This window comes from Daquilactobacillus linshuiensis, assembly GCF_052828685.1.
The window spans coordinates 96,896-112,970 of sequence record NZ_CM128255.1; the positions used below are offsets into that span (position 1 = coordinate 96,896).

Annotated in this window: 20 protein-coding genes and 1 tRNA gene; 13 read left to right on the plus strand and 8 right to left on the minus strand. The window is 30.1% G+C overall.

Translation table 11 applies throughout. The annotated features are described in order from the left end of the window. Positions 1 to 34: 34 nt before the first annotated feature. Both ACUV9F_RS00525 and ACUV9F_RS00530 read right to left on the minus strand, forming a co-directional pair. Positions 35 to 808 (minus strand): ABC transporter permease, encoded by a 774-nt coding sequence (locus ACUV9F_RS00525; RefSeq protein WP_446183744.1) that lies wholly within the window; start codon positions 806 to 808, stop codon positions 35 to 37. Positions 809 to 824: 16 nt separating this feature from the next. Continuing rightward, entirely contained in the window at positions 825 to 1,760 is a 936-nt protein-coding gene (locus ACUV9F_RS00530; protein ID WP_446183745.1) for an ATP-binding cassette domain-containing protein, read from the minus strand. A 166-nt stretch (positions 1,761 to 1,926) separates the two neighbouring features. Between ACUV9F_RS00530 and ACUV9F_RS00535 the strand changes: the two genes are divergently transcribed. From ACUV9F_RS00535 to ACUV9F_RS00545, 3 genes are read left to right on the plus strand one after another with little or no spacing between them, the layout of a single operon-like run. Further along, on the plus strand, positions 1,927 to 2,436 hold the full coding sequence (locus tag ACUV9F_RS00535; RefSeq protein ID WP_446183746.1) for a MarR family winged helix-turn-helix transcriptional regulator: 510 nt from the start codon (positions 1,927 to 1,929) through the stop codon (positions 2,434 to 2,436). 14 nt (positions 2,437 to 2,450) lie between these two features. Then, the gene (locus ACUV9F_RS00540) at positions 2,451 to 3,098 is read left to right on the plus strand and encodes a DNA alkylation repair protein (RefSeq protein ID WP_446183747.1); all 648 of its coding nucleotides are present in this window, start codon (positions 2,451 to 2,453) and stop codon (positions 3,096 to 3,098) included. 11 nt (positions 3,099 to 3,109) lie between these two features. Then, positions 3,110 to 3,754, plus strand: a complete 645-nt coding sequence (locus ACUV9F_RS00545; protein WP_446183748.1) for a YczE/YyaS/YitT family protein — start codon at positions 3,110 to 3,112, stop codon at positions 3,752 to 3,754. A gap of 144 nt (positions 3,755 to 3,898) precedes the next feature. On the opposite strand, the gene ACUV9F_RS00550 is transcribed toward ACUV9F_RS00545, so the two are convergent. Next, complete coding sequence (locus ACUV9F_RS00550; RefSeq protein ID WP_446183749.1) at positions 3,899 to 4,357, minus strand: nucleoside 2-deoxyribosyltransferase; 459 nt, start codon at positions 4,355 to 4,357, stop codon at positions 3,899 to 3,901. 9 nt (positions 4,358 to 4,366) lie between these two features. Continuing rightward, positions 4,367 to 5,347: a GMP reductase gene (locus tag ACUV9F_RS00555; protein ID WP_446183750.1), complete on the minus strand. Its 981-nt coding sequence runs from the start codon at positions 5,345 to 5,347 to the stop codon at positions 4,367 to 4,369. Between the two features lie 289 nt (positions 5,348 to 5,636). Between ACUV9F_RS00555 and ACUV9F_RS00560 the strand changes: the two genes are divergently transcribed. The 7 genes from ACUV9F_RS00560 to ACUV9F_RS00590 all read left to right on the plus strand — a co-directional run bounded on the left by ACUV9F_RS00560 (position 5,637) and on the right by ACUV9F_RS00590 (position 10,948). Further along, positions 5,637 to 6,566, plus strand: coding sequence for a phosphate/phosphite/phosphonate ABC transporter substrate-binding protein (locus ACUV9F_RS00560; protein ID WP_446183751.1), 930 nt, complete (start codon positions 5,637 to 5,639; stop codon positions 6,564 to 6,566). 81 nt (positions 6,567 to 6,647) lie between these two features. Further along, the gene (phnC, locus tag ACUV9F_RS00565) at positions 6,648 to 7,424 is read left to right on the plus strand and encodes a phosphonate ABC transporter ATP-binding protein (RefSeq protein WP_446183752.1); all 777 of its coding nucleotides are present in this window, start codon (positions 6,648 to 6,650) and stop codon (positions 7,422 to 7,424) included. Continuing rightward, positions 7,417 to 8,205, plus strand: coding sequence for a phosphonate ABC transporter, permease protein PhnE (gene phnE, locus ACUV9F_RS00570; RefSeq protein WP_446183753.1), 789 nt, complete (start codon positions 7,417 to 7,419; stop codon positions 8,203 to 8,205). Before phnC ends, phnE (ACUV9F_RS00570) begins: the two co-directional genes overlap by 8 nt. Continuing rightward, entirely contained in the window at positions 8,202 to 8,993 is a 792-nt protein-coding gene (gene phnE / locus ACUV9F_RS00575; protein ID WP_446183754.1) for a phosphonate ABC transporter, permease protein PhnE, read from the plus strand. Before phnE (ACUV9F_RS00570) ends, phnE (ACUV9F_RS00575) begins: the two co-directional genes overlap by 4 nt. A gap of 77 nt (positions 8,994 to 9,070) precedes the next feature. Next, positions 9,071 to 9,385: a PadR family transcriptional regulator gene (locus ACUV9F_RS00580; protein WP_446183755.1), complete on the plus strand. Its 315-nt coding sequence runs from the start codon at positions 9,071 to 9,073 to the stop codon at positions 9,383 to 9,385. Then, positions 9,378 to 10,019 carry a DUF1700 domain-containing protein gene (locus ACUV9F_RS00585; RefSeq protein ID WP_446183756.1) on the plus strand — a complete coding sequence of 214 codons (642 nt, stop codon included), beginning with the start codon at positions 9,378 to 9,380 and terminating at the stop codon, positions 10,017 to 10,019. The genes ACUV9F_RS00580 and ACUV9F_RS00585 overlap by 8 nt, the downstream gene beginning before the upstream one ends. Next, a complete protein-coding gene (locus tag ACUV9F_RS00590; RefSeq protein ID WP_446183757.1) occupies positions 10,019 to 10,948 on the plus strand; it encodes a DUF4097 family beta strand repeat-containing protein in 930 nt (309 codons plus the stop codon). Before ACUV9F_RS00585 ends, ACUV9F_RS00590 begins: the two co-directional genes overlap by 1 nt. Before the next feature lie 41 nt (positions 10,949 to 10,989). On the opposite strand, the gene ACUV9F_RS00595 is transcribed toward ACUV9F_RS00590, so the two are convergent. The 3 genes from ACUV9F_RS00595 to trpX are packed head-to-tail and all read right to left on the minus strand — an operon-like array spanning position 10,990 to position 13,612. Further along, positions 10,990 to 11,745, minus strand: coding sequence for an ABC transporter ATP-binding protein (locus ACUV9F_RS00595; protein ID WP_446183758.1), 756 nt, complete (start codon positions 11,743 to 11,745; stop codon positions 10,990 to 10,992). Next, positions 11,745 to 12,623 (minus strand): ABC transporter permease, encoded by an 879-nt coding sequence (locus tag ACUV9F_RS00600; RefSeq protein ID WP_446183759.1) that lies wholly within the window; start codon positions 12,621 to 12,623, stop codon positions 11,745 to 11,747. Before ACUV9F_RS00600 ends, ACUV9F_RS00595 begins: the two co-directional genes overlap by 1 nt. Beyond that, entirely contained in the window at positions 12,620 to 13,612 is a 993-nt protein-coding gene (gene trpX / locus ACUV9F_RS00605; RefSeq protein WP_446183760.1) for a tryptophan ABC transporter substrate-binding protein, read from the minus strand. Before trpX ends, ACUV9F_RS00600 begins: the two co-directional genes overlap by 4 nt. A 319-nt stretch (positions 13,613 to 13,931) precedes the next feature. On the opposite strand from trpX, the gene ACUV9F_RS00610 reads away from it, so the two are divergent. Next, positions 13,932 to 14,657: a DUF975 family protein gene (locus tag ACUV9F_RS00610; RefSeq protein ID WP_446183761.1), complete on the plus strand. Its 726-nt coding sequence runs from the start codon at positions 13,932 to 13,934 to the stop codon at positions 14,655 to 14,657. Positions 14,658 to 14,672: 15 nt separating this feature from the next. Here the strand turns inward: ACUV9F_RS00610 and ACUV9F_RS00615 are convergent, their stop codons facing one another. Next, positions 14,673 to 15,308, minus strand: coding sequence for a metal-dependent transcriptional regulator (locus tag ACUV9F_RS00615; protein ID WP_446183762.1), 636 nt, complete (start codon positions 15,306 to 15,308; stop codon positions 14,673 to 14,675). 98 nt (positions 15,309 to 15,406) lie between these two features. On the opposite strand from ACUV9F_RS00615, the gene ACUV9F_RS00620 reads away from it, so the two are divergent. Both ACUV9F_RS00620 and ACUV9F_RS00625 read left to right on the plus strand, forming a co-directional pair. Further along, positions 15,407 to 15,479: transfer RNA gene (locus tag ACUV9F_RS00620), tRNA-Thr, on the plus strand. A gap of 50 nt (positions 15,480 to 15,529) precedes the next feature. Beyond that, the gene (locus ACUV9F_RS00625; RefSeq protein ID WP_446183763.1) at positions 15,530 to 16,048 is read left to right on the plus strand and encodes a dihydrofolate reductase family protein; all 519 of its coding nucleotides are present in this window, start codon (positions 15,530 to 15,532) and stop codon (positions 16,046 to 16,048) included. The last annotated feature ends 27 nt before the right edge of the window (positions 16,049 to 16,075 follow it).

Below are 16,075 nucleotides of genomic sequence, written 5' to 3' on the forward strand. Positions count from 1 at the left end.
TTTTATTTGTTTTGTAATTTTAAAATAAAGTTCTTTAGCTTTTATGAGTGTAAGTAAAAACTGTTAATGGTGCAAAAACTGAAATTACCAATATACCAGAAATCAATACAACCCAAGCTTGTGAAGACCATACGCCTTGATTCAGCATTAATCGTGATGCTTGGATAACGTATGATACAGGGTTAAAACTAACTAAGATTTTCATTGGGTGGGGCAAAGTACTAACAGGAACAAAAGCGCTGGAAAGAAATGTTAATAAAAGCATAGTTATTAATGATACACTTTCAACCATTGTCGAACCCTTTGCTAGTATTCCATATAGTGCAAAAATCCAGCTTAATGACCAACCTAAAAATATATCAAGTAGTACTACTAAAACTACCCACCCAAACCCTGCACCAGGTCTCCAACCCATTAAAAATCCTGTGGTTAAAGAAGCGATAGCTGCAATAAATAATCTTAATATATCAGCTAATAGTTGACCTGCTAATGGAGTGATGTTAGCGATTGGTAGAGATTTTAATCTATCATAAATTCCAGAATGAAAGTCATCACTGATCTGACTGCCTGAACCAGAAGCAGCTGATATTAATGCTTGCATTAAAATTCCGGGTACAATTGTTGGTAAATATGCATGTACGTTGCCAGCAATGGCACCTCCAAATAAGTAGCCAAACATTAACATAAATATAATAGGTTGAAAAATCACGTCCAAAATTTTATCTGGATTATGCAGTGTCTTTAATAAATTTCTATAGGTCATTGTTGTAATATTAGAAAAAATATTTGTTTTTTGTAAGTTCATCATAAGTATTTACCTTCTTTTAATTTTTGCCGACTGTTAGTGAAAAGAAAACATCGTCCATAGATGGCTGAGATATAGACATACTTGTTATAGATATGCCATTTTTAGTTAGTGATTCTAGTGTAGAGCCAACTAATTTTAAATTATTAAACGTTGTTTTTATTGTGTTGTGATCTATTTGAGGTATTGCTGACAAGTTCCTTTTGATAATGTCTGTTGCTAGAATTATTTTTTTGTCATTTTTTATTTCAATTTTAAATTTGGTGCCACCAACTTTAGATTTAAGTTCTGTTGGTGTACCAGTACTTATAAGTTTTCCGTGATCAATAACAGCAATTCTGTCAGCTAATTTATCTGCTTCTTCTAAATATTGAGTGGTTAAAATTACTGTTGATCCTTTTGCAGTTAGAGTTTTAATAGTGGTCCACATTTGAGTACGTGTTCGTGGGTCTAGTCCAGTAGTTGGCTCATCTAAAAATATTAACGGAGGTTGTGTAATTAGACTAATTGCTAAGTCTAATCGGCGACGCATACCTCCAGAAAAATTTAAAACTGACTTATCAGCTGATTTAACTAAGGAAAATTCTTCAAGTAATTCAGCGGTTCGTTTTTTTGATTCTATGCGTGATAATCCGTTTAATCTTGAAAAAATCATCAAATTTTCATGAGCGGATAAATCTTCATCAACGGATGCATATTGTCCTGTTAAGCCAAATGTTGAGCGTATTAATTGAGGATCTTTTTTTACATCATGACTCAAAATATGGATTGAACCACTAGTTGGTTTTAATAGAGTTGTCATCATGCGAAGCATTGTGGTTTTGCCAGCTCCGTTAGGTCCTAGTAGACCAAAAACTTCACCACGTTTAATATTAAGTGATATATGATCAACAACAGTTTGCTGATCAAAATTTTTTGTTAGTTCATTGATTTCAATAGCGTAATCATTTTCCATAAATAAAACTTCCTTGTATTTTGTTCAGGGTACCTGACAAAAAATATAATAAGGGTACCTGAGTATATTGTCAACAATTTTATTAAGGTGCCCTTATTATTTTGCTATAATTTAGCAAAAATACCTGTTATACTTATGTTAATAAAACAAAGGACTTACAGGATATATGGTTGATTTAATTGAGAAACATGAATTAGCGGCAAAGTTATATGAATTTACTGCATTACAAAATATGGCAAATGAACAAGTTGAGCGCCACTCTCCAGTTTTTAGAGGACAAAATAAGATTCTTGTTGCACTGAGTGAAGAAGATAATATATCACAAAAAAAATTGGCAGAAGAATTAAATATGAGCGTTCAATCAACGGCGGAATTTGTAAATAAGCTTATAAAAAAGGGACTTGTTACAAAAAATAAATCTTTAAAAGATGGACGAGTTCAACTAGTAAAATTAACTGAAAAAGGCCGCCATGAAGCAGAAAAAAGTCTCTTTTATATTCCAGAGTATATTGATTATTTAGAACCTGAAGAATGGACACAACTAGCAAAAATTCTTGATAAGATGAATGATGGTATTCGTAAAAATTTGAAGATTGAAGGTATTCAAAATATTGGAACAAGAATTATGCTCAAACAGTTAGATAAAAAGACTGCACAGCCAGAAGAAGACCAATAAAAAAGAGGTTTGCCATGATACAATTACCGTTTGACTCTAAAAAGAGTGAAAAAATGGCTTCTTATATGAGAAATCAATTTAAGTTCAGTGGAGTGGATGCGACTCAAAGACATACACTCGAAAAAGAAGCTTGGAAAGAAATAAAGCAGTTATTAACAGAAGAATTATTTAATGAAATAAAAAAATATTATGACCAAGATACAAGAGAATACCAGTATCTGGCAATTGATTTAGCAGTTAGAGCAAAGAAAAGATGGAATAAAGATTATTTGCTTAAATTTTTAGAAATGTCACAATCAAAAATGTGGTGGGATACGATTGATGTCTGGAGAAAATTGTTTAGCGAATATGTAAAGTTACATCCTGAAGATTTTAACTGGGTTGGTAAACTTTTTTATGAGCATGAAATATTTTGGGTTCGAAGAATGGGTATAATTTTGCAGTTAGGCTTTAAACAAAAAGTTGATACTGACTACCTATCAAAAATGATTACTAATGATATAAATACAGATGAATTTTTTATTCAAAAAGCTATAGGTTGGGCACTTAGAGATTATGGAAAAATTGATCCAAAGTGGGTTAAAAAATTTGTTAAAGATAATGAATTATCCAGCTTAGCAAAAAAAGAAGCGTTAAAGTTAATAATAAAGGAAAATAGCTGATGAGATATTTTATGAATAAAATGTTTTTGTATTTTATATTTTCGATTTTTTTAAATTCATTTGCTAATGCCTTGACTATATCGACTAATCTAGGCAGTGCATTATGGACTGCATCAGCTGCTAATTTGTCAAAGATGTTAGGTATAAACTTGGGTAATATCCTTTTTGTATATGGGATTGTGGTAATTGTACTTAATTCTATATTATTGAAAGAAATGGACTGGGCTAGAATGCTTGGTAACTTTATTTTTATAATTCCGTTTAGTTATCTTGTTCAATTTTTTACATTTATTTTAAATAATTTGCATATTATAAATTTACCAATTGGTTGGCGTTTGTTCCTTGATATTATTGGAATAGTCCTTATTGCTGTAGCTATATCCATATACCAAAGAGTGAATTTGGTTTTACATCCAAATGATGATTTGTCGTATATTTTAAGATTCAAATATTTCAAAGGAAATCCTGAAATTGCACAAATTGTGAGTTTTATTCCTCCGATTATTTTGATATTAATTTGCTATCTGATTGAGGGAAATATAGTTGCTGTAAATGTTGGAACAGTCATTGCATTATTGTTTCAAGGTGTATTTATAGGTATAGCAGATAAAATCGTTTTTAAAGATTTAAAACATGACGCTAAATTTTTAAAGTAATTTATTTAACCTTGTTCAAAGTTGATGCTGTCTATTTTAATTATTAAATTGATGTGTAATACTGTTTGTGGGTATTAATACCCACCCCAATTTATACATAGTCAAAAAAAGAGTTACTTATATATTAAGTAACTCTTTTTTTGACTAAAATACTTCGTAATCAGAAAATCTTGTTTGAAGTAAATCAAAATTATAATTTTTAATATCTTCAATGTCTTTTTCAGGATTGAAAAAAGCTGTAAGACTCATTGAAAGCATTAAGTTAAGTTTATTAGAACTGTCAAATTGAACACCAATAACAGGAATATTATTTGCAAAAGCATATCCGCATTCCCAAATTGTTCCTGGATCTGAAGAATCAGGTTTATCGTAATCAAGGATAGCAACCACAACGTCGTTTTGGTTTATTTGATTAATATCTAATTTAAAAGTTGCAAGTTGCCATTCAATTGAACCGAATTCCGATTCTGGATCGTCTTCGTGTTCTCCTGGTAGAAATACTTTATCAACAGTTGGATTTGATGAAAGTAAAGCTGCAAGTTTATCACGCTTTGAAATTTGTTCTTTATCAAAAAAAGGTGCGGCAAGGTAAATATTTTTCATTAAAATCTCCTAAATATTGATATCGCCATTTAGAATTGAGCTCTTAACAATTACATAATCAACTTTAGTAATTGCCTTAAGATCATTTCCTCCAGCGTAAGATATTGCAGATTGTAAATCTTCCTGCATTTCTTTAAGTGTATCAAAAATACTACCGCGATAGTTAATAAATAATTTTTTTCCTTCAACATTTTTATATTCATTTTTTTGATATTGAGAAGCTGATCCGAAATATTCTTTTTGTTTAACACCGTCTTTTTCAATCAATTCACCTGGAGATTCTTTATGTCCAGCTAACAGTGAGCCAATCATTACCATAGTTGCTCCAAATCGAATTGATTTGGCTATATCACCATTATATCTAATTCCACCATCAGCAATAATTGGCTTTCTTGCAGCTTTTGAGCATAAATTAATAGCGTATAACTGCCATCCGCCAGTTCCAAAGCCAGTTTTTAATTTTGTAATGCATGCACGACCAGGTCCTACTCCAACCTTTGTGGCATCAGCACCGGCATTTTCTAAATCTCTAACCGCTTGCGGAGTGGCAACATTACCTGCAATAACAAATGATTTTGGTAATGTTTTTTTGATATGTTTAATCAAATTAATAACTGCGTCACTATGACCGTGAGCAACATCAATTGTAATGTAGTCAGGAATTGCTTTTTTATTTGCTAGTTCTTCAATAAAAGAAAACTCAGTATCTTTGATACCAACACTAATTGAACTAATCAAATTACTTTTATTCATTTCTTCAACGAATGATAATCTTTTTTCTGGTTCAAATCTATGCATTACATAAAAATACCCGTTGTTAGCAAGTTGCTTTGCTAATGTTTCATCTATAACAGTCTGCATATTTGCTGGAACGACAGGAATTTTGAAGGTGTGATTTCCAAGAGTTACACTGGTAACACATTGTGAACGACTATCGACAATACATTTATTTGGTATGAGCTGTATATCATTGTAATCAAAAGTTTGCATTTGAACTTCTCCTAAAAAGCGAATGTTAATAAACCAACTTATTAAAGTCATACATCATATTGTGCTAAAGATATGATGCATATCTATATATAGAATATATTTTTGCGAAAGTCAACTGTTATTTCTTGTGTAATGTTCGTGTTTTATTGATTTTAATTACAAAAACCTATGATATAAAGGTTTTAAATTGGTTCGTACCAATAAAAAACAAACTTTTGATTATTTTGAGTTGATAAAGTTCGTTTTTTGTAATAATGTTAATTCATAATGTAAAGGAGGAATGAAGTAGATGAAAAATTGGAAAAAAATTCTACTAGCAGTTTTTGTATTGATTTTAGGGGTTGGTTTGGCAGCTTGTGGCTCAAAAAATAAAAAAGAGGCTTCTCAGGACTTAAAGGAATTAAAGGTTCAATTTGTTCCGTCATCTCAAGCAGATACCATGGAAGCAAAAGCGAAACCTTTGGCAAAATTACTATCTAAAGAATTAGGTATTCCAGTTAAGGTAAGTGTATCGACAGATTACAATACCATCGTAGAAGCAATGGGATCAAAACAAGTTGATGTTGGGTTATTACCTCCTGATGCATACGTAATGGCACATAAACAAAATGGTACAAAAGTGCTACTTCAAGCTCAACGTTACAAAATAGTTCAACCAGGTGGTAAGAATAGTAATGAATTGGTTGATAAATACAGATCTATGATTGTTGTTAAAAAAGGTAGCAATATTAAAAGTATCAAAGACTTGAAAGGTAAAAAGATTGCCGTTCAAGATACAACTTCAGCATCTGGATATATATTCCCTGCTGTTGAGTTAATGAATAAAGGAATTAATATTAACAAAGATGGAATAAAGACTGTCCAAGTTAAAGGACATGATCAAGGAATAATGTCTGTATTGAATGGTGATACGGATGCTGCATTTGTCTTTGAAGATGCCAGAAATATTGTTAAAAAAGATGTACCAGATGTTATGAATAAAGTAGAACCAATTTACTTTACAAAACCTATACCAAATGACACAGTTTCTGTGAGAAAAGATATATCACTAGAATGGCAAAAGAAAATTCAAAATGCATTTATTAAAATTGCAAAAACAAAAGATGGTCATAAGATTATATCCGAAATTTATTCTCATGAAGGATATAAGAAGTCTAAAGACAGTAACTTTGATTTGATTAGACAGTATAGTAATGACGCTAAAAAATTAACAAAATAATTTTATAAATCAAAATCTAAGAATGATTAAAGCCGTTTATAAAAATAAACGACTTTTTTTCTGAAAAGGTGGCTTTATTAAATGAATGAACCTGTGATTAAGTTTAAAAATGTTTCAAAAATTTATGATAATGGTACGTTAGGTCTTAAAAATATAAATTTAGAAGTAAATTCTGGCGAATTCATTGCTGTTGTAGGATTATCAGGAGCTGGAAAAAGTACATTGTTACGTTCTATAAATCAATTACAAACAATAAGTGAAGGCGATGTCTTAATTGATGGAGAGTCAATAGTAAAGGCCAGAGGGAAAAAACTAAGAACTATACGAAGAAGTATAGGAATGATTTTTCAGAATTTTAATTTAGTAAAACAATCATCAGTATTGAGAAATGTCTTATCAGGTAGAATTGGATATTATTCAACACTTAGGAGTATTCTAGGTTTATTTTCTAGTACTGATAAAAGAAAAGCTATCGAAGCTTTGAAAAGAGTTAATTTGGCTGAAAAAGTATATACAAGAGCTGATGAATTGTCTGGAGGACAGCAACAAAGAGTTGCAATAGCAAGAACATTAATTCAAGATCCAAAGATAATATTAGCTGATGAGCCAATTGCTTCCTTAGATCCTATGACGACAAAACTAGTTCTTGATGATTTAAAAAAGATAAATGATGAATTAAAAATCACGATAATGATTAATTTACATTCTAAAGAGTTAGCTAGAAAATATGCTTCTAGAATTATAGGATTAAGATCTGGAGAGCTTATTTATGACAAAAAAATAGAAGATGTAACTGAAAGCCAACTAGATGAAATTTATAACGGTAATATTTTGCAAAAGGAGATAACAAATGAATGATATTCCTAAAAGAAATATAGTCCAAAAATTACATTTGGTGTCTGTATTTTGGATTATTATCTTCATACTTTGTTTGATAGCCAGTTCTATTATTACAGGTGTAAATCTTAATCTGCTTATTACTAATATTTCTCAATTCTTTGAATTATTAAAGCAAATGGCTAATCCTGACTGGACCTATAGTAACTATGTTATAAAACCTTTGCTAGAAACCGTACAAATGGCAATTATAGGAACTAGTTTAGGTACTATAATTGCATTGCCATTTTCTTTTATTGCTGCAAGAACTGTAATCAAAAATAAATATATAACTGGAATAATAAGATTTATTTTGAACTTAGTTAGGACACTACCTGACTTGTTACTAGCAGCTTTGTTTGTTGCAGTAGTCGGAATAGGTCCGGTAGCAGGTGTGGCAACGTTAACTATTTTTTCGTTTGCTATGATATCAAAACTATTTTATGAAACTGTCGAAACTATCGATTTAGGACCAGTTGAGTCAGTAATATCCAGTGGCGCAAACAAAATGCAAGTAATTGTATTTGCGATAATTCCTCAAGTATTAAATCAATTTGTCAGTTATTTCTTGTACACTTTTGAAATTAACGTACGTGCTTCAACTGTTCTTGGTTACTTGGGTGCAGGTGGTATTGGAGTTTATCTTCAAAGATCACTGGCCTCGTTTAGATATGACCAAACGGCAGTTATTATTATTGCTATTTTTATTGTTGTTCTAATCATTGATACTTTAAGTAATGTATTAAGGGAGAAATTAGTATGACTAAAAAAATATTAAAAAACCCTAAATACAATTGGATTATTTGGGCAATTGTTATTGTAATAATTTATATTTGGAGTATTTCTGGTATAGGAAATATCGGGATAAAAGATTCTGCTAAAGAAGTAAGTAAGTCAATATTTAGTGGACTTTTTAACCCTGACTGGAGCTATGTATATAATGGAAGTGGGGAAGACTTAGTTTCTTTGATTATACAAACGTTAGCAATAGCATTTTTAGGAACTTTTATTTCAGCAATTTTGAGTGTGCCCTTTGCATTTCTTTCTGCTCATATTAAAAAAGGTGGTAGAAAATTTAAAAGTCAAACTGGTAAAGTTATTTTAATAATTATTAGAACATTTCCAGAGATAGTTTTAGCAATCATGTTTATTAAAGCGGTTGGACCGGGGGCTTTCGCGGGGGTTTTAGCGTTAAGTATTCATTCTATTGGAATGTTGGGGAAATTATTTTCTGAGACGTTGGAAAATGCAGATTTCGGTCCTAGTGAAGCCATAACAAGTGTAGGTGCAAATAAGTCTCAAGTATTGTTCTTTGCAACACTACCAACAGTATTACCTGAGTTCTTGTCACTAACTTTGTATAGATTTGAAATTGCAGTTCGCTCTGCTTCGATACTAGGAATGGTTGGTGCAGGTGGAATAGGAACACCACTTATTTTTGCAATACAAACAAGATCTTGGAATAGAGTTGGTATAATTTTGATCGGAATAATAATTACTGTGACACTAATTGACTTCATATCTGGAATATTAAGAAAAAAATTATCTTAAATTAAAAGATGTTGACAAACATCTTTTTTTATTTAATATAATACTATACGATATATAATATTAGAAAGGATAAAGTGATGGCAATTCAAATTCCGAGTGAAGTTTTAGATGGAGCGATGCTTGCTTTTTTGTTAAAAGAAGATTTATATGGATACACGCTAACTCAAAGATTTCAAGAAAATTTTGATATTTCTGAGTCTACTATTTATCCTGTTTTAAGAAGACTCAAAAAAAATGACTACTTAACAACGTATGATCAACCTTATCAAGGGCGTAACCGTAGATACTATAAAATTACAGATTTAGGAAAAAAAAGATTAGAAGACATACAAAAAGATTGGCTCGGTTTTATGATTACGGTTAATGAAATATTGGAGGTAAATAATGACTAGAGATGAGATGGTAAATAAATATATTGAAGAATTGAGATTAAATATAACTAGTCTAAATGAAGATGAGCAAAAAGATATCTTGGAATTTTATAAGGAGTTCATTTTAGATTCTAAGTTAAATACTCCTGATGCAATTGTTGCAGAACTTGGAACACCCAAAAAACTAGCAAGAAAAATTTTGGCTGACTATTCAGTGATTGATAATGATGAAGTTAAAACTGTAAAAAATGAAAAACCTAAAAAAAATAATCAGATGAAAATTGTCTGGATTATTATTTTGGGACTGCTTGCTATACCAACAGCGATACCTGCTGGGTTAGGGTTATTAGCAATTTTAATTGGATTTTTTGCAATTGTTTTTGGATTATTTATTGGGTTTTTGGGCTTAATTTTTGGGCTGATTGTTGGAGGAATTTGGATTTTAACTAAAGGAGCTACTGTCTTATTTATAACTTGGTCTGTAGGTCTATTCTATTTAGGAATTGGAATAGGAACATTGATCTTAGGTCTAATGATCGCACCTGGAGCGTATTACATTATCAAAATATTAGTTGATGCCGTTACTTCTTTTGCTAAATATGTTGGGAAAAAATTCTTCAATAAACAATACTATAAAGCAAAGGAGGAAAAATAATGAAAAAATATTATATTATTACTTCCATATTACTTTTCATTGCTATGATTATGGTGGTAGTAGGAGCTGCTTTAGGTGGCGCAAAAAACTTAATAGTAAAAAATGGTCATACTGAAGTATTTGAAAATAATTCAAAAGAAATTAAAAATAACTTGAAAGAATTTAAGAAAATTAACATTAATACTTCAGATACAAATGTAAAAGTTTCTTATGGAAAACAGTTTTCAATAAAAAGAAGTGGTAATAATAAAGAAATGTCTACTTATAAACAAACAGATGACGTTTTAAATGTAAACGGAGAAAGTACAAAATTAGATACAACAATTGGTTTTTTTAATAATAAGTATGACAATTTGATTGAAATAACTATACCTAACAATAAAAAACTCGATGAAATAAATATAAAAAATTCTGATGGCAGAGTTGAAATAAGTGATGATATTACTTCTAAAATGACAATAAATTCTAAGGACAGTAACGTTTATTTGAACGGTAGTGATATAAATAATGAATCATATATTGAAGCAGATGATGGACAAATAGAAATTACAAACTCAATTATTAGAGGTGGCGTTAAGTCTGAAGGCATAAATATTGAAAATTCACAGTTGAAGGATATAAAAACTGAATCTGATGATAACTTTAGGTTGACCAATTCTAGTCTTCAAAATGCCGATATTTTTGTTAGTGATGGAACTATTGAAATGTATCAAGTAAATGTCAATGGTAAGGACAATAAAATTTTCAATAATGATGGAGATATTAAAATTAATCAGCTAAAGAATTCTGGATTAAATATAAGTAATAATAGTGATGATGATTCAATCATTGTTCAAGGAAAATCCTATAAAAAAGAATTTAAAAACGATGAGACTAATACTAACTTATTAAATATTTCTTCAAAAGATGGACAAATTAACGTTAACTAAAACAAAACCCCCGACATCAGATCTAATGTCGGGGGTTTAACTTAATTGAAATATGTTAATAGTTTTTCTTTAGTGAAACTTTCTTTCGATTCTTTATCCAAATCTAAAACTATTTGTCCGTTATTGAAAACAAGTAGTCGATTTCCGTATTTGAGGGCATCATCAATATTGTGGGTTACCATAAGGCAAGTTATTTTTTCTTCAGTAACTGTCTTATCAGTTAATTTCATCAATTCATTACTTGTTTGAGGATCCAATGCCGCTGTATGTTCATCTAGCAGCAATATCTCAGGCTTTTTTAAAACAGACATTAAGAAACTCAAAGTTTGTCTTTGTCCTCCAGATAAGTTTTGGGTTGGAGTATTTAAATGTTCATTTAGATTATTTGGAAGTTTTTGTGTTAGCTCTTTAAAATATTTCATTTGAGTAGTTAATCTTCTAGGGACGAGTTTATGATGTGCCCCTCTTTTTTGAGCTAACAGTAAGTTTTCTGCGACAGTCATTCTTGGGGCTGTTCCTAATTTTGGATCTTGAAAAACTCTACTAATATATTTAGCACGTTTTTGTTTTTTTAGATTAGTAATATTTTTATCTTCTAGAAAAATTGTACCACTAGATGGTTGTAAATTGCCGGCAATTAAATTCATAAAAGTTGATTTACCAGCTCCGTTTGTACCTAGAATTACAACAAAATCTTGATTATTAATTTTAATATCAGTTTTTTTTAATATTGTATTTTGATTGACAGTGGTTGTAACTATTTTTGAAACATTGTCAAAAATTAATTTTGGTGTCATTATTTAATACCTCTTTTTAATAAAAATTTAGTCGTTTCGCGAAATTTAGGTAAAGCTAAACAGATTGCTAAAATTATTGCTGAAATTAGCTTTAAATCATTAGGATTGAAGCCAAGTTGTAAGACTGCGAGTAAAATTAATCTATAAATTATACTACCAACAACTATTGCGATTATTCTGTTAGTTAAGGATAATTCTCCAAAAGCCACTTCGCCAATTATTATTGCAGCTAATCCAATAACAATAACTCCAATTCCCATTGTTATATCTGCGTATCCACTTTGTTGTGCGACAAAGGCTCCAGTTAAGGCAATCAAACCATTTGAAACCATTAAGCCTAATATTTTCATATTGTCTATAGAAATTCCTAAAGATTCTGCCATAATTTCGTTGTCACCAGTTGCTATTAAAGCTTGTCCCATTTCCGTATTTAAAAATAGAATTAATAAAATAATAGTAATAAATATAACGATTATACCTACCAAGATTATATTGAAATTTGCTGGTAAATCTCTGAAATATGAAAAAATTGTTTTTTTATCAAGTAAGGATAAGTTTGCTTTTTTTAGTATTCTTAAATTTATTGAGTACAAAGCAGTCATGGTCAAAATTCCTGATAAGAGAATGGGAATTTTTAATTTTGTATATAAAATGGCCGTAGTAAGACCTGCTAAGCTACCTCCAATAAACGATATGGATAATGAGTAAAATATTGAATGTCCAGAATAAATACTGATAGCTGCTATTGAAGCTCCAAGTGGAAAACTTCCTTCTACAGTCATGTCTGGGAAATTTAAAATTCTAAATGTAATATAAAGACCTATTGCCAGTAAGCTCCAGATGATTCCTTGACCAATCGTTGATATTAAAATATTCATTGTAAAATTTCTCCTTTTTCTTTTGCTTCTTTAATTAATTTTTCAGGTATGGTAATGTGTAATTTCTCGGCTTGATTTAAGTTGATAATTGTTTTACCAGTTCTTATGAATTTTATTGGGGTATTTGATGGAGTAGATTTGTGTTTTAAAATATCAATAATCATTTTTCCTGATTGTTTTCCTATTTCGTATTGGCTTAAGCCAACTGTAGCTAATCCGCCATCTTTCATCATGGTTTCAGCAGCTGGAAACACAGGAATCTTTGCTTGTGTTGTTAATGACTTAATATTATTTAAACCACTGGCTACTGTATTATCTGTTGGAATATATATTGCTTGAACATTTGGAATTAACGATTGTGTAACTTGGGTTAAATCATTTAATGAACTTATGCTTGAAACGTGGACGTTCACATGTGAAGCAGTTGCAATTTTTTTGAATTGTTTCATTTGGGTAGTTGCAGAAGGATCGCTTGATGTATAAATAAGTCCAATATCATGAATATTCGGCATTATTTCTTTTATTAATTCAAATTGTTTTTTTATCGGAGCTTGATCGGAGACACCAGTTATATTATTTCCAGAATGCAAATTATTTTTAACCAATCCAGAACCTTTGGGATCTGTTACACCACTTAATACTATAGGTGTTTTTTTAGTTACATTTGCTAACGCTTGTGCTGCTGGAGTAGCTATTCCAACCACGACATCAGAGTTTTTTTGAATTAATTGATTACTCATTGTACTTAAGTTACTTTGATCATTCTCAGCATTTAAATAGTCAATATGTATATTTTTTCCATTTACATATCCTGCTTTTTTTAAACTATCGTTAATACCCTTATTGATTTCGTCTAAAGCTGGATGAGACATTAATTGAAGAATACCCACTCGAGGAATGGTATTTTTTGATAGTTTTTGTGATTCATTAAAAAATGAAAAGATTAAAAAAATGATGATTATTGAAATTGCTCCATATAATTTTTTCATATTATTTTTCTCCTTTTTTAGTTAAAATAAATAAATTGTTGAAATTTTGCGTAAAAAAAAGACAACTTCCAGTTTTAGTGGGAGTTGTCTTTAGACAAAGAAAAAACCCACACAGAAATTTTCCGTGTGGGCAAATTGATTACGCAAAATCAGCCAACACGGTTAGTGTAGGCTTTGCCAACGAATATTTGTTAATATTACAATTGTTTTTTGCATAATCTTTTTCTCCTTTGATAAGTTGAAATGAATTATAGTTAATTTTTTTAATAAAGTCAACTATGTTAGTATATTATAAGTTAAGAAATGAGAGGCATGTTAAATGAGGCCAAGAATTTTAAGCCCAAAAGAAGTAAAGTTACAAGCAAAGATGTTGTTAAAAGTTGAAAGAAAAAGACTTACATTATTAAATCTTCCAGCTGCTGTTTTGACGGTTATTTATTTTACAATGATTTACTACTATTCGTCGTATGTTGTATCTCAATATAGTGTAGATGAAATATCAAAAATGATAACGAGCCAAAAAATTATTGGTTTTTCAGCTAGTCAGTCTATTCTTTTGTTAGGATTTCAGCTGTTTATAGCTATGATTGTTGTTGGTTCACAATATACACTGTTGGATTGGCTAAGAAGTGAAAACAATGAAAGTTTAGCTACTCCAATTAAGAGTGCATTTAGAGTATTTAAACCAGATTACTTTTTTCAAATTATTTGTATGTGGATTATTTCTAATTTTCTTATTCAAATAGGGTTGAGTTATTTGATTATACCTGGATTATACTTACAAGTAGTATTTTCTCAGCAATATTTCATTTATAAAGAAGCAAATTCAAATGGAAGAAAACTAGGTATAATTTCAAGTATGTTTAATAGTTATAGAATTTTACAAAATCATAAATGGGACTATTTCATGCTGGAACTGAGTTTTGTTGGTTGGAATATATTAAATGTACTAACTGGTGGATTATTGTCATTTTGGCTATTTCCTTACAAAAATTCGGCATATACTATTTTTTACAAGGATCTAATAGCACACAAAAAGGGATAAATTTTATCCCTTTTTTTATTTGAGAAAAATAAATGCTGCATCTGAAATAGGAATTTCTACGGCTCCATCTTCTTTTGATTCAACAATAATATTCTTATCATTTTTTTCAAGAATTTTTATTTCTTCACCAATTGTTAATCCAGTAGTCTTAAATTTTTTCAAAAACTCATGATTATCTACTACTCGGTGAATTTTTTTAATAGCTCCTGTTGCAAATTCTGTAAGAGGAGTGTCAGAATTTAGACTACTTTTAATATTTCCAGGAATTATGCCGCCGTGTGGACAGCGAGGCGGATAGCCTAAGAATTCATTTAATCGCTCGCTTAATTCATTATCTGAAGTATGTTCAAGTTGATCTGAAGCTTCATGAAGAGTGTCGATTTCATAGTGTAGTTTTTCAGATAAAAAAACTTCCCAAATTCTATGACGTTTTACTAATTCTTTAGCAACTTTCTTTCCTGAAGTTGTCAAAGTTATTTCATTGTAAGGCTTATGTTCAATTAAACCATCTTTGGCTAGTGAAGCTAGCATTTCAGTAACAGAAGCAGCACTAACATTCATAATTAAAGATATGTTTTTATTAGTAACTTTTCTAAAATCTAAAGTTAACTCGTAGACAACTTTTAGATAGTTTTCTTTGTTAGGTGACATTTTTTTGCTCCTTTAATAATTAGAGTATAGAGTACAAAACAAATAAAGTAAATTTAGTATTGAGAGAATTAATAACAATTGTTATATTAAGTATATATGCCACCTTAGCTCAGGAGGTAGAGCATCACCATGGTAAGGTGGGGGTCGACGGTTCAAATCCGTTAGGTGGCTTAGAAAGTATACTACAAGTGTTTAATTACAGCTATTGGAGTGTAACTGAAATGAGAAAAGTTGTATTTTATGGAGCTGTAACTTTGGATGGCTTTTTATCTGATAATAGTGATGATTTAAGTTGGTTATTTGAAAGTAATTTAAATGGCAAATCTACGTATGAAGAGTTCGAAAAAAACGTAGATACATTTGTAATGGGAAAAACCACTTTTGAAGAAACACAAAATTATCTTAATACTAAAGAATTATATCCTGGAAAAGAAAAAATAGTTTTTACTCATGATTTAACTATGAAATATAATAATACTAAATTTGTATCTGAAAATCCTGCCACAATAATTAAGCAATTAGCAAAAAAAGAAGGTAAGTGGATATGGGTTATTGGTGGTGGATCAATAATTAAACCACTTCTTGAAGAAAATCTTATAGATGAATTATGGATACAAATAGTACCGGTTTTACTTGGACATGGTAAAAGATTATTTGAAGAGGGCAGTTATCGTCAAAGATTTAAATTAAAAGAAGTAACACCTCTTGGTGAACTAACAGAATTACATTTGATTAAATGATTGATTCTGTTATGCAGGTAATTGATT